Annotated in this window: 18 protein-coding genes and 3 pseudogenes; 8 read left to right on the forward strand and 13 right to left on the reverse strand. The window is 67.9% G+C overall.

Annotated features, from left to right (window positions below; translation table 11 throughout):
• Window positions 1-240 precede the first annotated feature (240 nt).
• The 4 genes and pseudogenes from PS467_RS41605 to PS467_RS41620 form a co-directional block, all read right to left on the reverse strand.
• Window positions 241-1,320 (reverse strand): annotated as a pseudogene (locus PS467_RS41605) (IS30 family transposase); the annotation flags it as partial.
• 257 nt (window positions 1,321-1,577) lie between these two features.
• Window positions 1,578-1,709: a hypothetical protein gene (locus PS467_RS41610; RefSeq protein ID WP_311039684.1), complete on the reverse strand. Its 132-nt coding sequence runs from the start codon at window positions 1,707-1,709 to the stop codon at window positions 1,578-1,580.
• Window positions 1,710-1,793: 84 nt separating this feature from the next.
• Entirely contained in the window at window positions 1,794-2,162 is a 369-nt protein-coding gene (locus PS467_RS41615; protein WP_311039685.1) for an MmcQ/YjbR family DNA-binding protein, read from the reverse strand.
• A complete protein-coding gene (locus PS467_RS41620; protein WP_311039686.1) occupies window positions 2,159-2,545 on the reverse strand; it encodes an MmcQ/YjbR family DNA-binding protein in 387 nt (128 codons plus the stop codon). Before PS467_RS41620 ends, PS467_RS41615 begins: the two co-directional genes overlap by 4 nt.
• 131 nt (window positions 2,546-2,676) lie before the next feature.
• Here PS467_RS41620 and PS467_RS41625 point away from each other — a divergent pair, with 131 nt between their 5' ends.
• Window positions 2,677-3,612 (forward strand): helix-turn-helix domain-containing protein, encoded by a 936-nt coding sequence (locus tag PS467_RS41625; protein WP_311039687.1) that lies wholly within the window; start codon window positions 2,677-2,679, stop codon window positions 3,610-3,612.
• Between the two features lie 30 nt (window positions 3,613-3,642).
• Here PS467_RS41625 and PS467_RS41630 read toward each other — a convergent pair.
• The 5 genes and pseudogenes from PS467_RS41630 to PS467_RS41650 all read right to left on the reverse strand — a co-directional run.
• Window positions 3,643-4,666: pseudogene (locus PS467_RS41630) on the reverse strand (alcohol dehydrogenase catalytic domain-containing protein).
• A 113-nt stretch (window positions 4,667-4,779) separates the two neighbouring features.
• A complete protein-coding gene (locus PS467_RS41635) occupies window positions 4,780-5,418 on the reverse strand; it encodes a hypothetical protein (protein ID WP_311040124.1) in 639 nt (212 codons plus the stop codon).
• Window positions 5,352-6,149, reverse strand: a complete 798-nt coding sequence (locus PS467_RS41640; protein WP_311039688.1) for an IS5 family transposase — start codon at window positions 6,147-6,149, stop codon at window positions 5,352-5,354. The genes PS467_RS41635 and PS467_RS41640 overlap by 67 nt, the downstream gene beginning before the upstream one ends.
• A 560-nt stretch (window positions 6,150-6,709) precedes the next feature.
• The gene (locus tag PS467_RS41645) at window positions 6,710-6,847 is read right to left on the reverse strand and encodes a hypothetical protein (RefSeq protein WP_311039689.1); all 138 of its coding nucleotides are present in this window, start codon (window positions 6,845-6,847) and stop codon (window positions 6,710-6,712) included.
• 407 nt (window positions 6,848-7,254) lie between these two features.
• Window positions 7,255-7,554 (reverse strand): annotated as a pseudogene (locus tag PS467_RS41650) (helix-turn-helix domain-containing protein); the annotation flags it as partial.
• Here PS467_RS41650 and PS467_RS41655 point away from each other — a divergent pair.
• The 4 genes from PS467_RS41655 (at window position 7,530) to PS467_RS41670 (ending at window position 11,040) form a co-directional block, all read left to right on the forward strand.
• Window positions 7,530-7,922 (forward strand): transposase domain-containing protein, encoded by a 393-nt coding sequence (locus PS467_RS41655; protein ID WP_432280711.1) that lies wholly within the window; start codon window positions 7,530-7,532, stop codon window positions 7,920-7,922. The pseudogene PS467_RS41650 and the gene PS467_RS41655 sit on opposite strands and share 25 nt — an antisense overlap.
• An 842-nt stretch (window positions 7,923-8,764) precedes the next feature.
• Window positions 8,765-9,574 carry a Mu transposase C-terminal domain-containing protein gene (locus PS467_RS41660; RefSeq protein ID WP_311039690.1) on the forward strand — a complete coding sequence of 270 codons (810 nt, stop codon included), beginning with the start codon at window positions 8,765-8,767 and terminating at the stop codon, window positions 9,572-9,574.
• A 93-nt stretch (window positions 9,575-9,667) separates the two neighbouring features.
• Window positions 9,668-10,426, forward strand: a complete 759-nt coding sequence (locus PS467_RS41665; RefSeq protein WP_311039691.1) for an AAA family ATPase — start codon at window positions 9,668-9,670, stop codon at window positions 10,424-10,426.
• 137 nt (window positions 10,427-10,563) lie between these two features.
• Complete coding sequence (locus PS467_RS41670) at window positions 10,564-11,040, forward strand: DnaB-like helicase N-terminal domain-containing protein (protein ID WP_311039692.1); 477 nt, start codon at window positions 10,564-10,566, stop codon at window positions 11,038-11,040.
• A 29-nt stretch (window positions 11,041-11,069) separates the two neighbouring features.
• Here the strand turns inward: PS467_RS41670 and PS467_RS41675 are convergent, their stop codons facing one another.
• From PS467_RS41675 to PS467_RS41690, 4 genes are all read right to left on the reverse strand, one after another.
• A complete protein-coding gene (locus PS467_RS41675) occupies window positions 11,070-11,279 on the reverse strand; it encodes a hypothetical protein (protein ID WP_311039693.1) in 210 nt (69 codons plus the stop codon).
• Window positions 11,280-11,349: 70 nt separating this feature from the next.
• Window positions 11,350-12,888: a hypothetical protein gene (locus tag PS467_RS41680; protein ID WP_311039694.1), complete on the reverse strand. Its 1,539-nt coding sequence runs from the start codon at window positions 12,886-12,888 to the stop codon at window positions 11,350-11,352.
• Window positions 12,889-13,827: 939 nt separating this feature from the next.
• Window positions 13,828-14,619, reverse strand: a complete 792-nt coding sequence (locus PS467_RS41685; protein WP_311039695.1) for a DUF8608 domain-containing protein — start codon at window positions 14,617-14,619, stop codon at window positions 13,828-13,830.
• A gap of 109 nt (window positions 14,620-14,728) precedes the next feature.
• The gene (locus tag PS467_RS41690; protein WP_311039696.1) at window positions 14,729-14,971 is read right to left on the reverse strand and encodes a hypothetical protein; all 243 of its coding nucleotides are present in this window, start codon (window positions 14,969-14,971) and stop codon (window positions 14,729-14,731) included.
• A 415-nt stretch (window positions 14,972-15,386) separates the two neighbouring features.
• On the opposite strand from PS467_RS41690, the gene PS467_RS41695 reads away from it, so the two are divergent.
• The 3 genes from PS467_RS41695 (at window position 15,387) to PS467_RS41705 (ending at window position 16,560) form a co-directional block, all read left to right on the forward strand.
• Window positions 15,387-15,761, forward strand: coding sequence for a hypothetical protein (locus tag PS467_RS41695; protein ID WP_311039697.1), 375 nt, complete (start codon window positions 15,387-15,389; stop codon window positions 15,759-15,761).
• 41 nt (window positions 15,762-15,802) lie between these two features.
• Window positions 15,803-16,087 carry a hypothetical protein gene (locus PS467_RS41700; RefSeq protein ID WP_311039698.1) on the forward strand — a complete coding sequence of 95 codons (285 nt, stop codon included), beginning with the start codon at window positions 15,803-15,805 and terminating at the stop codon, window positions 16,085-16,087.
• Between the two features lie 83 nt (window positions 16,088-16,170).
• Window positions 16,171-16,560, forward strand: coding sequence for a hypothetical protein (locus tag PS467_RS41705; RefSeq protein ID WP_311039699.1), 390 nt, complete (start codon window positions 16,171-16,173; stop codon window positions 16,558-16,560).
• The last annotated feature ends 76 nt before the right edge of the window (window positions 16,561-16,636 follow it).

The raw sequence follows: 16,636 nt of genomic DNA on the forward strand, positions 1-16,636 counted from the left end.
GGGCTCGACGCGCACGACGTCCAGCTCGACGACGTCGTTGACGGCGCCCACCGGTGACCTCGCCGGTCACGACCAGCCGGGGTCGGGCCGGCGGTGCCCCGTCCTGCTCGACGGCCAGGATCGCGCCCCGGTTGCCGGAGCCCGGGGCGATCTCGCCATAGGAGGCCAGCGCCCGGTCCCCGTCCGCGCCCACCGCGAGTACGCCGACGCTCAGCTATGTGTCGTCAACCGATGGCGAGCTCAAGCGGTCAGCGCATCACCGCTGTTCAGGAGGTCAGCGTAGACCTCTGCCGGAGTGCGATAGCCATGGGTCCTGCGCGGGCGGTGGTTGAGCTCGTGGGCGATGGTGTCCAGGTCGGCCTGGTTGAACGTGCGGAGGTCCGCGCCTTTGGGCAGGTACTGCCGAAGCAGCCGGTTGGTGTTCTCGTTGGTGCCGCGCTGCCAGGGGCTGCGCGGCTTGCAGAGGTAGATCGGCATCCCGGTCTCGGCGGTGATGGCCTGGTGCTCGGCCATCTCCCGGCCCCGGTCCCAGGTGAGCGTTCGTCGTAGCTGGGGCGGGATGCCGAGGAGGCTCCTGGTGAGGTGCGGCGTGACCTGCTCGGCCTTGATACCGTCGGGCAGCGCGACGATGGCCGGGTAGCGGCTGGTGCGCTCGACGAGCGTGGCGACGGCTGAGGGTCGGGTGCCCATCACAAGGTCGCCCTCCCGATGGCCGGGAACCTTGCGGTCCTCGACCTCGGCGGGGCGGGCGGTGATGGACACCATGCCGCGGATGATGTTCCGCCCGGTGGGCCGACGGGCGATCTTCGGACGAGGCATGGGCCTGCCTGACCGCAGCCGCTGGGTGAGGCTGCGGTCGATCGCCTGGCGCCGGCGAGGGTCGTAGAGCGAGAGGTAGATCGCTTCGTGCGAGATCTGCGTGGAGGCGTCACCGGGAAACTGCCGTCGTAGCCATCCTGCGATCTGCTCGGGTGACCAGCACAGAGCCGGCTTGGCTTCCACCAGGGTGCGTAGAGCGGGCCGTTGGGCGAGCTTGGCCTGCTTGGGGCGGCGCCCGCGTTCGTAGGCGGCTGCATCGGCCAAGGCTGCTCGGTAGCGGTTCCGGCCGCCGTTGCGGACGATCTCGCGGGAGACGGTCGAAGGGGATCGGCCCAGCCGCTTGGCCAGCTGCCGGGCCGATTCCCCGGCGGCGATACCGCGGGATATCTCCTCGCGCTCGCTGCCGCTCAGTTGCCGTCCTGACCGCTTGTGCGGGGTAAGGCGGACGCCGCCGCTCTGGTACAGGAAGCGACGGGCGTGCTGCATCGGCGCCCCGCCTACCTCGGCGATCCCCCCTCCAGCTCCTCCGCCGACGCGGGCTGCCCAGTGCTCACGCAGGTCCCGTACGACTGCCAGCGCCGCCAACCCGAGTCTCCTCGCCTTCGGCCCGACTGCGGATCGGTCGGACAGGGTGAGAACGCCTCAAGAATCCCGAAGTTACGTCACACAGCCGCAGAGCACACGAAGGAGGAAGAACCCCCTGGCCACGGGGGCAGGGACTCAGCGGGGCTCAGGGGAACTCACGGGATGTCGCACACTCATCGGGGACGCGGGGCGTCCGGGGTCAGGAAGTGGTCCTGTCCGACGACCTCGTCCAGCAGGGTGGGGCGCAGGCGGTCGGCGAGTGGGCGGGAGGGCTCCTCGTCGAAGAGCGGCAGGGTCGGTTCCATGGGTCTCTCGGTCGGTGGCGAGCGTAGCGAGACGGGGGTGCTGGCAGGCGTCGGCTCAGCCGCTGGTGGGCGCGCTGGGGGTGCTCATCGGGGGCCGGGGCGATCGCGTCGTGGCAACTGCTCGGCGACCAGGTCGTAGGAGTCCTCGACCGCTTCGGTGATCAGCCGTTTGGTGATGCCGGGTCCCGGCCCGAGCGTGATCCAGTGGCGTTTGTCGAGGTAGCGGCCCGGTGTGATCGAGGCGTGGGCGTGCACGTGGGTACGGGCGTGTTCGGGTTCGCACTTGACCGTGATGATCGGCTCGTCCGGGTCGTCGGTGACGATGAGGAACACCTTGCCCGCGACCTTGTACACCTCCAGCTGGGGGGTGAAGGGGCGTCCGTGGCTGACGTCGGGCAGTGCGAGGGCCGCCTTGCGGGCGGTGTCCTGGAGCCGGTCGCCGGCCGCGCTCACCGGGATGCCCGCGTGCCGCCGGCGTAGGTGTGCGGGTCGACGGGCTGCTCGGCCTTGGGCAGGTGGGTGACGACGAGCCGGTAGGACTCGGTGACGAGCTCCCGGACGAGGGATTTGTCCACGCCGTCCCCGTCCTCCAGGATGATCCAGCGCTTCTTGTTCATGTGGTAGCCGGGGGTGATGTGGCTGTTGTGGTCCCGCAGGGCGAGTGCCTCGCTGGGCTCCGCCTTGAGGATCACGACGGGACGCCCGGGGACCTCGGTCATCAGCATGAACACCTTGCCGCGCACCTTGAAGACCTCCCAGTCGTCCCCGAAGGGATGCCCCAGCTCGGCTCCGGGAAGCTCCTGCGCGCAGTCGGCAGCGGTCTGGTGCAGGGTCATGGGGCGTTGTCCTCCTTGAAGTGGTGGCGGGCTGCGGCGCTGAGGACCGCAGAGTGTGCGCCCCGCAGTTGCGGCGGCACAGTCCATCCTTGCCCGGAAGCCGCCGAAAAGGGGCGGTAGGCTGCGGACACATGATGGTCGATAAGCGACATCCAGGCTCGAATGGCCAGGCCGGACCGGCCGTGGTCCCCTTGTACGGCTTCCAGCCCCCGGTCGGCACGCCCTTCGGGCTGGAGGTGAGTACCGTGGAGGACTTCTTCGCCCAGCACGACGACTGGCCGTGGAACCCGCCCCGCCCGGGCCGCGCCACCTTTCACTACCTCATCGCGGTCACCGAGGGCGAGCTGCTTCATGACGTCGACCACCTCACGCAGACCGTCGCCCCCGGCCAGTGGTTGTGGGTGCGACCCGGACACACGCAGTGCTGGCATCCGCCCGGCACCGCCCGCGGCCCGTTCATCTTGTTCGAACCGGACGTCCTGACACCCGGCACCGCCCGCCTGCTGGCCCCGCTCACCTCGCACGAAGCTCCCGCCGTGCTGAAGCCGCACACCGACGACGCCGCGTGGCTTGAGCAGACGGCGCTCCAGCTCCTCGACGAACACCGGGCGCTCGGCCGCCGCCCCCTCGATGTCCACCATGCCCTGCGGCGCAGTCTGCTCGAGTCGCTGCTGCTGCGCCTGGCCAACGCCCCCGGCATCACCGCCACGGGCGCGGCGACGGCCGGTATGGGCCGTGGTGATACCTACGGCCGGTTCGCGGACGCACTGGAGCTGCACTTCCGCGAACTGCACCGGGCGGCGGACTACGCCGAGCTGCTCGGCTGCTCGGTCCGCACCCTCAGCCGCGCCGCCCGGGAGGCCACCGGCAAAGGGGTGCGTGACCTCATCGACGAGCGGCGCCTGCTCGAAGCCCGGCGCCTGCTGGGAGGTGCCCGGTGGGATGCCCGGAGTGTAGCCGCTCATCTCGGCTTCTCCGATACCGCGAACTTTGGCCGCTTCTTCCGCGGCCGCACCGGCCTCACCCCGGGTGCCTTCGCGGCCAGAGAAGACACGACCGGTCCGTGACCGGCGTGCGGCGCCCCGCATGCTCGCCGCTCAGTCGTTCAGGACAACGACGTGCTTGCCCGGGATGGTGCCGGACTCGACGTCGGCCTGGGCGTCCCGGACCTGTTCCAGACCGTGGTAGACCTTCGCGACCGGAGCCGTGAGGCGCCCATCGGCCAGGGCCTGGAGCTGGCGGGCGAAGACATCGGACGGCAGGTCGGTGGCCTGGCCCCCGTAGCTGGGTCAGCCGCACCCCACCGGGGATCATGAACGGGGTGAAGTCCGGGATGGACCACCCACTCGCCAGGGCACCCGTGAAGCAGACGGTGCCGTGCACCCGCACACATCCGAAGGTATCCGGCAAAACCGTGCAGCCCACCAGTTCCAGCGCCGCGTCGACGCCCTGCGGCACAAGGGCCCGGATCTTCTCGGCGAGGTGCCCGTCGTCCACGACCGGGTGGTCGACACCCACGGCCCGCAGCTCCTCAGCGCGGTCGGCGTGCCGCGTGGTGGAGATAACGGTGGCGCCGATCTCCTTGGCCATCGTCGCCGCGCTCAGACCCACCATGGAGGTGCCGCCGCGGATCAGCAGCGTCTGCCCGGCCTTGAGGTCCAGGCCCCGGGTCAGCGAGCCGTACGCGGTCTGGAACATCTCCGGCAGGGCACCGACCACGTCCCACGGCAGGCTGGTCTCGAACGGGATGACCTGCCCGGCGGGGACGGTCACGTACTGGGCGTAGGCGCCGTCGTAGGAGCGGCCCATGCCGCCCATCATGGTTGCGACCTGCTGTCCCGGGCGCAGCCCGCCGTCCTCGTCGGCCTCATCGACGACGCCGACGCCCTCGATGCCGGGGATGCGCGGGTAGGTGACGTCAGCGTCCGACTCCCCCTTGCGGGTGGTGACCTCGGACTCGTTGACGCCGAACGCCTTCACCTCGATCCGCACCCAGCCGGGCTTGCGGACGGGCACCGGCACGTCCTTGATCTCCAGGGCGTCGAGAGCGCCCGGGTGGGTGACGACGACGGCCCGCATCGTCGCCGGTGCGGTGCCATTGGCTGCTGTGGGGTGGCTCATGCCGAGCTCCTTGTCGTGTGCGTTCGCCCCCGGGTGCGGTCGTGGAGCCGGGTGAGGTTCCTGGTGCGGGCACCCGGCTGATCACGTCGGTCTTGACCGTTGTCCGTTGACTGTCAGGGGCGGTCGATGCCCTCGAACAGGCCGAGGGCCGCCTGGTAGTGCGCGGTGGCCTCGAAAGGCATGTTGCCGACGCTGCCCGAGGTGGGCCGGTCGACGACGGCGGGCCACAGGCGATTGTGCTCGCCGGTGGCGAAGTCGAGCACGATGTCGCGGATACGGGTGTCGCGCTCTGCCTGTTCGGCGCTGCGGCCCGGCTGCTCCTGGCCGACCAGGGCGTACATCTCGCTGCCGTGCACGGCGGGCACACCCTCGGCCGCCCCGATCACCAGGAGATGGGCGTTGCCGCCCGCGGCGGCGTGGGCCAGGGCGCCGCGCGCGGCGGGGAGCCCGTAGACGTAGTCCGCCAGGAGCGCGGCGCGGACCTCGGCCGGGGTGCGGCCGCCCTGGTCGTAGGCGTCGATGATCTGCCGGGCGCGGGAGCGGGGCAGGCGCCACGCCGCGACTTCATCGACGGTTGCGGTGGAGCTGGGTCTTGGGGCGACGCCGGCGAAGGTCGAGGGGCTGCGGTCGAAAGCCCGGCGCCTGGCGGAGCGCGGGTGGCTCCTCCTGGAGGCGTCGGGGGCATTCAGTGCCGGCCGGCGGCCCGTGGCCGTGCCAGACGCCGCCGGCCCATCCGCGTGACCATCGACCACCGGATCACCGCCTCGCTGGTGGCGGGCAGTGCCTCGTAGTCCCGGGCCAGACGGCGGGAGTTCATCAACCACGCGAACGTGCGCTCTGCCACCCACCGCCTCGGCAGCACCACGAACCCTGTCATGTCGTCGGTGCGTTTGACGATCTCCAAGGTCAGAGCGAGCTTGTCCCGGCACCAGCCGATGAGGCCGCCGGTGTAGCCGCCGTCGGCCCAGACGCGGGTGATGTCGCGGTGCAGGCGGCGCAGCCGGGTCAGCAGGCCCGCCGCGGCGTCCCGGTCGCCGATGTTCGCGGCGGTGACCGCGACGACCAGCAGCAGACCGAGCGTGTCGGTCACGATGTGCCGTTTGCGGCCCGCCACCTTCTTCCCGCCGTCGTAGCCGCGCGAGGCGGCCGGCACCGTCGCAGCGGCCCGCACCGACTGCGCGTCGATAATTGCGGCCGCGGGCTCGGCCTCACGGCCCTCGCGCTCACGGACCTTCCCGCGCAGCCGGTCGTGGAACTCGGCGATCAGCCTGTGCTCGCGCCAGCGGCGGAAGAAGGCGTAAACGCGGCCCCAATCGGGGAAGTCCGCGGGCATCGCCCGCCAGGAGATCCCGCCCGCGACCAGGTAGCGGACCGCGTCCGGCAACTGGCGGTGGCAGTAGCCCTCGGGCCGTCCGCCCCAGCCCTGAAGCCAGGTCGGCACCGGCAACAACGGCCGGATGGTCGCCCACTCCGCGTCCGTCATGTCCGACGGATACCGGCGAACCCGATCGGGGTGATCGGCCGCGTTGCCGTACACGTGCGCGAGGCAATCGCACGACACGGCGGGCGAGTTGAAGTCAACGGGCTCGGGCGCGTACAACAACGACAACAGGGCCTCCCGAACCGCTCGGAATGGGGTCGCACCCCCGAGCTACCAGGAGGCCCTGCCTTCATGCGCGCACCGCCGGAAAACCACCCGCCCAGGAACTCCGTTCGATCCACACGTTCCAAGATCCGTTGAGATACAACTTCTCAGCAGTTCATGACCGATGCACTGGTCATGTGGCATCTACGTGCCCGGGACGCTCAAGAGGCCGAGGAGCGCCGGTACGAGGTGGTGCAGAAGTACCTGCGCTGGCGGGACTACATAGACGGGGGCGTGGAGGGAATCCGTCGTTACGCAATCCGGGATAAATAGGTGCATAGGGTTCCCGTCGTCCGCGGTCGACGTGTTGCCCGTCCGCGGACGGCCCCCTCGGGCCGACGCGACTCTGACGACAAGTCGATGACGAATCACTTGGCAACGACCTCTCCAATCGGAATCTACATTCTTGTTCGCGGGCGGGTGGCGCCGTAGTCGCCGTCCGGCATCGCGGAGGTAAGGGGCACCAGCTCGATGTCGCGGCCGGTGCGCGGGGTTCCTTCCGTCAGGTTGTCCACCGCACTGACGAGGTAGTCCATGCCGCGTGTCGCGTGCGCCTGGGCGGTGAGAAGGGCGGGGGCGGAGGCTGCTTGGGTATGGGCGTGAACCGGCCGCTGCGTACAAGGGCGTAGCTGGGGTTGTTGGCGCAGCGTCCTCCAGGACGTCGGCTTGATCACCCCACCAAGCGAACGCCTACCGCCGCAACCGATCCGCCTACCCCCCGAGCCCCTTGTCGCCTTCCACCATGCGGACACGCGCCAGCCCTGGGGCGATCCGGAACGCGCCCGGACGCGCCCCCGCGCCTGGCGCCGCGCCGTATGAATGGTGCCGTGTCCCAGATTGTCAACGGCCATGTCGTTCTGACATGGCCGCCGTCACCCGGTCGACACCGGACTCCGTGAACGCCCGGCAGTCGTTGCGGCTACCGGGCAGCGGCGGGCCGATCGATGTAGACGGTGTCCTTGCGCGGTCGGCGGGCCGGCGAGATGGCCAGCAGAGGTGCCAGGTGATCGAGGATGCGGTCGGCGGCCGACTTCGAGATGCCGAACAACGGTGCCACCTGCCGCAATGTGAGGTTCGTGCGCCAGTATGTCGCCACCAGCAGCACCCGGTCCTCCAGCGGCAGCCGCCAGGGACGACCGCGTTGCACGTCACCGCCGTGGCGCCGCACCAGTGCCACCAGTTGATCGCCCTCCGGTGACTTTGGGGGGTCGGTCGTTGATGGGTTGTGCCAAGGCCGGGTCAGGTGACGAGTGCGGCCGGGTCGAGCAGCGGACGCGGTTGCTGCCGGCGCGGGTGGTGGTCTACTTCGTCCTGGCGATGTGTTCGTTCTTCGGACAGGGCTATGAAGAGGTGGCCCGGCTTCTGGTTCAGGGGCTGGAGCGTGAGGGCCGGTGGGCGACCGCTTGGCGGGTGCCCACGACGGCGGCGATCGGGCGGGCCCGGTTGCAGCTCGGGCCGGAGCCGTTGCGGGCCCTGTTCGGCCGGGTGTGCGGCCGGTGGCGGACGCGCGGACGCAAGGCGCCTGGTACCGGCAGTGGCGGCTGGTCGCGGTGGACGGCACAGTCTTCGACGTTCCGGACACCGCGGCGAACGCCCAGTTCTATGTGGTGAGACTTCATCGGCCGCACCCACGAGGACATCTGACAAATCCGCTAACGATCACTAGATGAGTGAAGCGATGACCTGGGGATCTAGTGATCGTTTCGGGATTCGTGACCGTGGTGTGGTGCGTCTTTGAACTGGGGTTTTCATGGAACTGCGGTAGCTGCAGGGGGCCCTGACGTGCAGATTTAGTGATCGTTTCGGAATGTATTGATCGCCACGGGATTTCCTTAGTGCTGCGCGGCTGGGGGAATTTGTTGGCCCTGGTCAGGGCCGATGTGGTGGATTGTTCCTGGGCCACGTCCCCCCCACGGCGCGAGTCGGACCGGCGACGACCGCCGCTGCCGGGGAGAGCTGTACGGAGGCGCCGCGCGCATGTGCCTGCCAGGAGTAGCGGGCCCGCGAGGACCCCAAGCGGCCATTGAGGAGCGGCTATGCCTCGTCCTCGTCATCAGGGCGCTTGAGGCCCTGGTTCAGCGCACGCAGCAAGGTGTGAGTGATGACCTGCGCCGACACTCTGCTCCAGGCCCCAGGACTCTGGCGTGGAAGGCCACACTCGGGGCCGGCCCCGAGTCGAGGGATGCCGGTACCAAGGTGCTGCCCTGGCCCGATGGCTCGGGCGTTCGCCGTGAGGAGTGAAGATGGCCCCGCCTCCGTGGCCAGTACTCACGAACACCGGCGCGGGACCTCTGACCGGTAGCACACTGGCGCTCCCGACCGCCGTCTATCAAGGGAGATGTTCGAGTGACCGAACCGATTGCCGTACTGGAACTGCGGATGGGTCGCTGCCAGTGTGGCGACATCGCTTACGAGGTGATCGGTGCCCCGGACGACCCCCACCTGTGTTTCCTGTGAGCACTGCATGCTTCTCGGCGCGGTCAAGACCACGCTCTTCGCCGACATGCTCGTTCTCACCGAAGCCTCCACGCTGCCCGGCGGCAAACTCATCGACCCCGACCGCGAACTCCTCCACTTCGAGACCTTCGTCCTGCTGCTCCTGGACTGGGTGCGCCAGTGGAACACCGAACACACCATCGCGGACCTGGACGATCGGACCCCGGCCCAGGTGTGGGCCGCCGACCCCACCCCCATCAGGACCGTCATCCCCCGGCGACATCCATGCCTTCACCCTGGAAGGCGTTGGAAAACCGCTGGCCATCACCAGCAAAGGAGTGCGCTGGCGGAAACGCGACTACTTCGCCGCCTGGATGGTGGGCAAGGGCGGCGAGAAGGTCCACCTGCGCTACATGCCCCACCACGACCACTACATCGAACTGTACGAACCGACAACCGGCCAGTACCTCGGCCCAGCCGTCATGGCCAACCAAGCACCCCCCGCTCTGCGCCGCGAACTCGACCGCGCCCGGAAACGCGAAGCCGACGAACTGCGCAACGGGCAGAAGGCGGTGGAGAAAAACCGCAAAGCCCGCTACGCGGCCATCAACAAAGGCCTCACGCAGCGGCTGGACGCCATCACCCACGATCGGGCCGTCCAAGAGCTACGCGACCTGGGCGGCGCCGACCACAGCGCTCAAGCACTGCCCGGCTTCCTGTCCCTTCCCGCACCGACGGACGGCTGGGCGGTACCTGAATCCCGCACCAACCCCACTGACTCCCACCGCCCCGATGACCCGGACCGCCCCGAGAAGGACACCCCATGAACACCGCATCGACCGAACCCCTCCGCGTCGGCCGGCTCCCCGCAGAGGCCGACGACCGACGACCATCACCTTGGCCTCCACGACGCCGCCCCTGTGGCCACTGACGCTGCGCGGTTCACCGAGGCCCTGGTGGACAAAGCCATCACCCGCAAAGCCATCACCCGCAAGGCCATGATCTGCGTCCACGGCCACGTCGGATTGGGCAAAACCTTCGCCATCAACGCCGCCTGCCGCAAACTCGCCCCAGGCGCCACACGATGGCTGCAGTTCGCTCAGTCCCCCAACGTGGCACAGATCCGCGCAGCGCTATGGGGTGCCCTGGAACTGCCCGGCCCGGCGCCGGTGAACACCGCCTGCACCTGCGACGAGCAGATCGGGCACGCCCTGGCCGGCGACTTCCACCTCCTGCTGCTGGACGAAGTGCAGCACCTCGGGCCTACCGCACTCGAATACATTAGGAGCCTGTGGGATGCAAACGACAGGACCGCCAAGAGCTTGTCCATCGTCTTCGTCGGCAGCGGAAACATCCGTCAGAAAGTCCTGCACCGCCCAGCCCTGTACTCACGCATCCACCGCTGGCAGCAGTTCAGCCCCCTCACCACGGCCGAAATCCTCACCGTCATCCCTACCTACCACCAGCTGTGGAAGGGTGCGGAGGAGGACCTGCTGTTCTGGATCGACGACTGCGCAGGACACGGCTGCTTCCGCAGCTGGGCCAATCTCACCGTCATCATCCAAGACGCCCTCGACGACGACCCCAACCTCACCCTCAGCAAGGACCTGGTTCGCCGGGCCCTCAGCCAACTCGACCCGACCGCCCGCTTTCCCGGCGACATCGGAACCGGCCACTGAACCCGCACCCTCGCCCGGGGCGCCCAGGCAACAAGAAACGTGCAGCTGCAGAAGAAGACTCCGGACATCCGGGCCGCCCGGGCCACCTCAGTCGACACAGCACCCACCAGCCCCCGATACCCACCGGAGACAACCACATGACCAAAACCCTCACCGGCGGCCTCCACGACCCCGGACAACCACCCCCTCGGCCAAGCGATGAACACGCAGAACGCATGGTCCTCGCCGCCCTCCTGCAGCACCCGGCATCAACCACTCACCTGACCGCGATCCTGGACACCAAACACTTCACCACCCCCGCCCACCAGCAAGTCTTCTCCGCCGCCGTCGCCGCATACAGGCGCAACCAGTCCTGCGCCCCAGCGGACGTCCTCGCCGAAATGGCCCGCCGCCAGCACGACCACCCCAGTGCCCCGACCGCGGCCGCCCCCGAGCAACTGGTGATCAGCCTGGCCAACTCAGCGCCGGTGGAAGCCGTGACGCTGTATTATGCCGCGATCATTCGCGACCTAGCCGCCCTGCGCCGCCGACACCAGCGAAACTGGCACCCCGAAGGGCTGCCTGACCCGCCCATGCGCGGTTTCCTCGTCGACGAGGACGACGACCATCCCTGAATAAACACACCATGTCGCCCAGCATTGCCTCACACACCGATGAAGTCGCCGTAGACACGCCGCTGTGGTTCCATCACCTGCAGCAGGTGGGCCGACTGCGGCTGGCCGGCCATGAGAACGTGCTGGGCCTGGGTCTGCTCGCGCTGGCTCTGGCGGCTCCACCAGGCGCTCAACAGCGCCGGCACACCAGCCAGTACCCCGCCGGCCACCGCGCCCACCACTCCGGCCCCACTGCTCATCCCTACCGGTCATCATCGCTCAGCACCACGCCCGGCCCAGGGTCGGCCCATCGGGCGTGGCCTCGGGGGCTTAGAGCGGGGGACAGGTGCGGGCTCCACGGGCTGCGGGACGGGTCGCGATCTGATCGGTGCGTACCCGCAGCGTCTTCTTCGTGAGGTCGGCTGTGCCCCGGGCCCGTTGCGGGTCCCATAGCCAGGTTTCGTCTCCGGTGACATCAAACATGAGGACCGGGTGACCGGTGGGCACCGGCCCTGGCTGCACAGCCGTCTTGGCCTCATCGAGCGGGCTCACACAGACCCGCCGGGCGCTGATGCCGAAAAACGGTGAAGGATCGTGCCCGGCTGCAGCCTGTGTAGCGGTGTGATCGGCAGCCTCAGCGGCGGAGGACAGCCCCAGTATTAAGGCCATCAGCATCATCAGCGTGGTGAGCGTGCTGACAATGACGATGCAGTACGACTTCGAGCCGGTGATCCAGTAGAAGTGCCGGGCCCAGCCGAGCGCGGCCAGCCCGCACAACGCGGCAGCGATGCACAGGCCGGCCGGTTTCACGCCAGCGAGATACATCCACAGGGGATCAACATTAGCGGTCGAAAGAGGGACACCAAGGCACACGGTCAGGTAGACGCCCTGGGCCAGGCGTCCCATCCAGGGCAGTACCCAGGCCAGAGGGAGAACGGCGATCGGGAGCAGAGCTACGGCGTTGCGGGAGAACCAGCTCTGACGCAGCGCGTACATACAGCCACGCAGCACCAGCAGCCCGCACAGTACGATCCCCGCCGGCCACAGGCCGCCCACGCTTCCCAACGTCGTGGATATCGCCCGGCTGATGAAGCCGCATAACCCCGCACCACCGACAAAGGTCAGCCCACACAGCCAGATGATCACCCGGGGGTGCCGTTCCCGGTCGGCGAACCACGAACCTACCCACCACGCTGCCGCCGGCACCAACGGCGCCAGCGCGATCTGCCACCACAGGCCCACGGCCGCCAGCACCCAGCCGAACAGCATCGCGGTCGCACCGACCGCCATGCCTGGAAGCCCCAAGGCCCGGGCGTGCCACGGAGCAGGATCCCGCGGACGCAGGGCATGAGCGGAGGCGATCCCGGGCCGCACATCATGAAGATCCTCATCGAAGGCCACACCTCCCAGATCCGGCCGCAGACGAACAGCTGCCAAAGCCTCCTGGCGCGTGCCCGGGCCGTCCAGACGTACCCGGCGGTGCACGTCCGCCGCCCCCACCTGCACCCACAGCCGTGCGGCCCAGCTGGGTCCCCAGCCGGTCTTCCGGTACACGTGCCAGGTACTGACAACCGTTCGTGCGTCTTCGGGCTCCAGCAGCGTGGCGTCACCGACATGTACCGTTACCCGGCCCGCCAGCGCCGCCATGACGCGGCGCTCAGCCTCACTTAACGCCCCCCAACGGCTGCCCCGCAGACGCACTTCCACCCGGTAGAGCGCCATCGCGTCATCCTGCTGGGCATGATCCACGCGGGAGAACAGCAGGCCGCACCGCTCCCACTGCTCGCGGGCGGTGTCCTCTTCCCTGCCGCCGGGCACGCGGACCATCACAACCGCACGGTGCGTGAAGTCCCCGGTCTGCGGCGACACGTCGGGCCTGTCACTGTCCTCGCTAGGCGGGGCGGGGACACGACAGGAGCGGAACGGGGCGACAAGCGCGCTTGCCATGATGGCGAACCTCCGGCACGGACCTGGCAGACACAGCGGAGCAACACCAGCGCGGTCGATGAAGGCACTCGCGCCGGAAGCCCGCTGGCCCGCGACTGCACTACGCAACAGTGACCCAGCGATGCTGCGACCTTCCCCCGGACTGTTGCGTCGCTCTTATCGTCCCGTCGCCCACTGACACTGCCGTGCACCTCGTGGCCCCGGAAGCGCCTCCATACGCCGGTCCCCAAGGTCGCTTCGCAGGCTGGGGCTGTTCGCACTTCCTTAGGTGGCGCGCCCGCAGGCGTGCCCCTCCCAGCGATCCAGCGTCGGCGGGTGCCGGCGCCATATCGGGCCCGACGTGCGAAAGGTGCGCACCTTTGGGATGCGGATGGGCGCCGTTTTCTCGACCTGATGCTGGGGTTCGGTAGTGTCATCCTCGGCTCGCCCGGCTGCGCGCTGCCAAACAGGGCCGCAAAGCGTCGGGCGGCGTGGGTACGCTGGTGCTGGACAACCCCACCCCCCCAGACAGTGTCCGTGTCCCGCTCCTTCGCGGTCTGAAGGCTCCGGCTCCTGGCAAATGCCGGCACCGGGCGGCACTCTCTCTTCCTCAGGCGGAGTGCGCAGGCCGAGCGAAGGAGACAGTCATCATGAGGTCGGGTGATGGTCAGGTTTCGTCATCTCCCGACACTCCCGCAGACCGGGGGAGCCCAGCGCCTCCTGCCTGGTGCAGGGGGCAGCAGAAGTAGGGGGCGTCGAAGTTCCAGTCCGCGCGTGGAGGGTAGCGCTGAGGTCTTACGCCGGAGGAAGACTGCATCCCAGGGGTTGCCTGCTCTCGTGCACGCTATGGGCTGTTGGCCGGTGAGAGCTGGTTAGAGGTTGTCACTGGTCTGCGGGTGGGCGGGTTCCGCGCTGCTGGTTGATGCGTGAGGCGCGCTCTTTCAGCGTGGCTGGCCGGGTGTCGTAGAGCAGCCTCAGGGCGTGTTCCAGGAGATCGACCCCGTCGAGGACATCAGCGACGGACAAAGAGTCCTCGTGGCTGGCGTCGTTGCCTATCCACTTCACCGCTTCGAGCAGGTCGGCTTCTTCCGGATGGCCGACGGTACGGAACTTCACGATGCGGTCGTGGGCCGTGAACCGCTGTGTCTTGCCTTTGGCTGTTGTCGCAGTGCGGGGGATGTTCTGATCGTCCAGGAGTGCTTCGGCTGCTGCTCGTACCCGGTTACCGGCTGAGCTCGGGTCCGCCCACAGGACAGTGGAGGCCGCCTGCAGTCGTTCCTCGATCGGAGCGGGTATCTCAAGGCGCGGCGCGGTAGGGAGGAGCTTGAGGGCGGGAAGGAAGAAGCGTGGTGTGAAGAGCGGGTAGAAGCTGTCCCCGTCCCAGCGGTTTTCGTCATCTCGCTGCTCGATCAGTTTCCAGTCGCCGGTAACCACGACGTACTCACGGCACTGCGCGCGGCCGCAGACCAGTGCCCCATGGAACTGGCCATGGATCCATTCGGGTTCCCAGAAGTCATGCTTGCGCCAGTCTCTGCTCTCCCAGCTTTCCTCCCGTGCGAGAGGGTGCTGATCGTCGGGGCCGAGCTCTCCGCGGAAGCAGGAAGGGCAGGGGATCATAGGCCAGGTGTCGTCTGTCCAGCCCCGCGCGAGGGTTTTCAGAACTTCGACTTCCATGACCGGCTCCTGACGGTGTCTGGAGGAGTTGCTGGGTGGGGACAGGCCTGTGGAACGTACACGCCGTAAAAGGGAGTACGGCTGGTATGAGGCTGTGGGATGGTACAAATCAGACGATGTGGACGCGTTCGGTGTTGCCGTTCTCGTCTCGCAGGAGGACCTCTTTTCCGTTGGCCATCTGCTGGGCGAGGAAGGCGTAGACCTGTACGGCCCGGTTGATGGTGTCGGTCTTGGATAGTCCGGTGATCCTCATGAGTGCGGTGACCGCCTGGGCGGCCACCGGGATGAGGGTGACGGTGAAGCGCTCGTTCTCCGTGCGTACGGCGTGAAGATTGTCCGCTTCTCGGGCCATGTCTCTCAGCCTCATTCAGGTCGGGGGAGGCACCTGCTTTGATGCCGGTCTCCCATCATGACATCTCCGCACCTGGGTGGCACCAATTTGGTGTGTGGATGTGGCCGATCAGGTGCTCCCAAGTTCTGCTGGACACAGCATGCAGCACCAATCTGGTGACTTGGCGGTGCGCTGTAGGTCTGCCGTCGTGTATTCTGGGGCTGCGGCGATTGCCGTGGAGTGCAGTCGATCAGAGGGGTCCACCATGCCAAATCTCCTATGCCAGCGGTTCAACGGGCGTCTTTGGAGAGCCCGTTGCTCGGCCCTCTACGACTCGTAGGGGCGAGCAGCTGGCTGGGAGTGAGTGATCGAGCTGAGTCGCGCGCCGGTTCGCGGTGCGGGGTTCGATCGCCGCAGCTTGGAGGACCCAGCCCTAATGATCGAGACCAATGCACCGGCCACCCTTCCGGCAATTGACGGCGAGCAGCCGTCGCCGCAGGCCGAGGTGCAGATCTGGACGACCTCCGTCGACCAGGAGGAAGCGCCCAGCAGCGAAGCGCGGGTGGACATCGAAGTGTCCAAGGCGAAGCTCAAGGCCGGTATGCGTGTCCCGGGCCATAATACCGGACAGATGATCAACGCGTCGACCCGTGTCCTGGGAATCACCGGCTCGGTGGCTGGCCCCTTCGTCGTGCTGAAGCTGTCTGTGGACCTGCAGATGCCCTGGCAGGGCATCTGGGCCCTGGCGCTGGTGATCGGGATCCTGCCCGTGATCCACGTCCTTCTCGGCAACCATCACGACAAGCAGTAGCCAGTAGCGGGCTGATCCTACGTTCGAATCGGCGCCGGATTTTGTCCGGCGCCTTTCGTGCCTGGTGGGTCAGCCAGCTGGGGCTGGGCAGTACCAACGGAACCAGGAGCTCGCGGCTTGCTCTCGAATCCGGCGTCTGGCTGGACGACCTCGAGTTGCTGACCGGCGTACGGCAGTCTCTGGCCAAGCTGATGCCATCATCCGAGAACATCGATCCGGACGACGACCTGTTCGATTCGGAGTGCGTCAACGTCGGGTACGACGAGGAAGCCTTCTGCGACGCGATGTGTGACAGTTCCGACGTGCCTGCTGAAGATGATGAATGACTCTGCGCTGTCAGGAGCCCATGGCCCCGGAGGTGATGCCTGAACAGGCCACGCCAGCCTGGGACTTAGGGCAGGGTGGTGGTATGGACAACAAGATCTGGGTGTTCACTACGAATGGCGAATGGCGGCAGGCGGAGGATCCGCTCGTATCACACCGGCATCTGGACGACTGGGAAGCCGAGGTGAAGGCAGCGGGCTACTCGTCTTGGGCCAAGTTTCCCCAGCAGGACGCGACCCCTCTCGCTCTGGAGATCTACCGCAGTGACAAGGCGGGGTCGGAGCTGCTGTTCATTGTCAACGTCTCCACCAGCTCGTACTACGAGACGGTGTATGCCGAAAGTGTACCGGCGCTGATGGAGCTCCTGGGGCGCTGGACACCGGTCGTTCAGGGTGCAGCCCTCGGAGCGTTGGCGGGACAACTCAACGATAAGGGCGTGATCACCTCAGTAGCCCGAAACCTGAACGCGAAGTAGGCACACCGGCCCGCTGAGTCCAGTCGCGGCCGAGAGCGTGACGCTCCGGGTCCCCAACAGCCACCGACCCTTTATG

Source organism: Streptomyces luomodiensis (genome assembly GCF_031679605.1).
Taxonomy (GTDB): Bacteria; Actinomycetota; Actinomycetes; order Streptomycetales; family Streptomycetaceae; genus Streptomyces; species Streptomyces luomodiensis.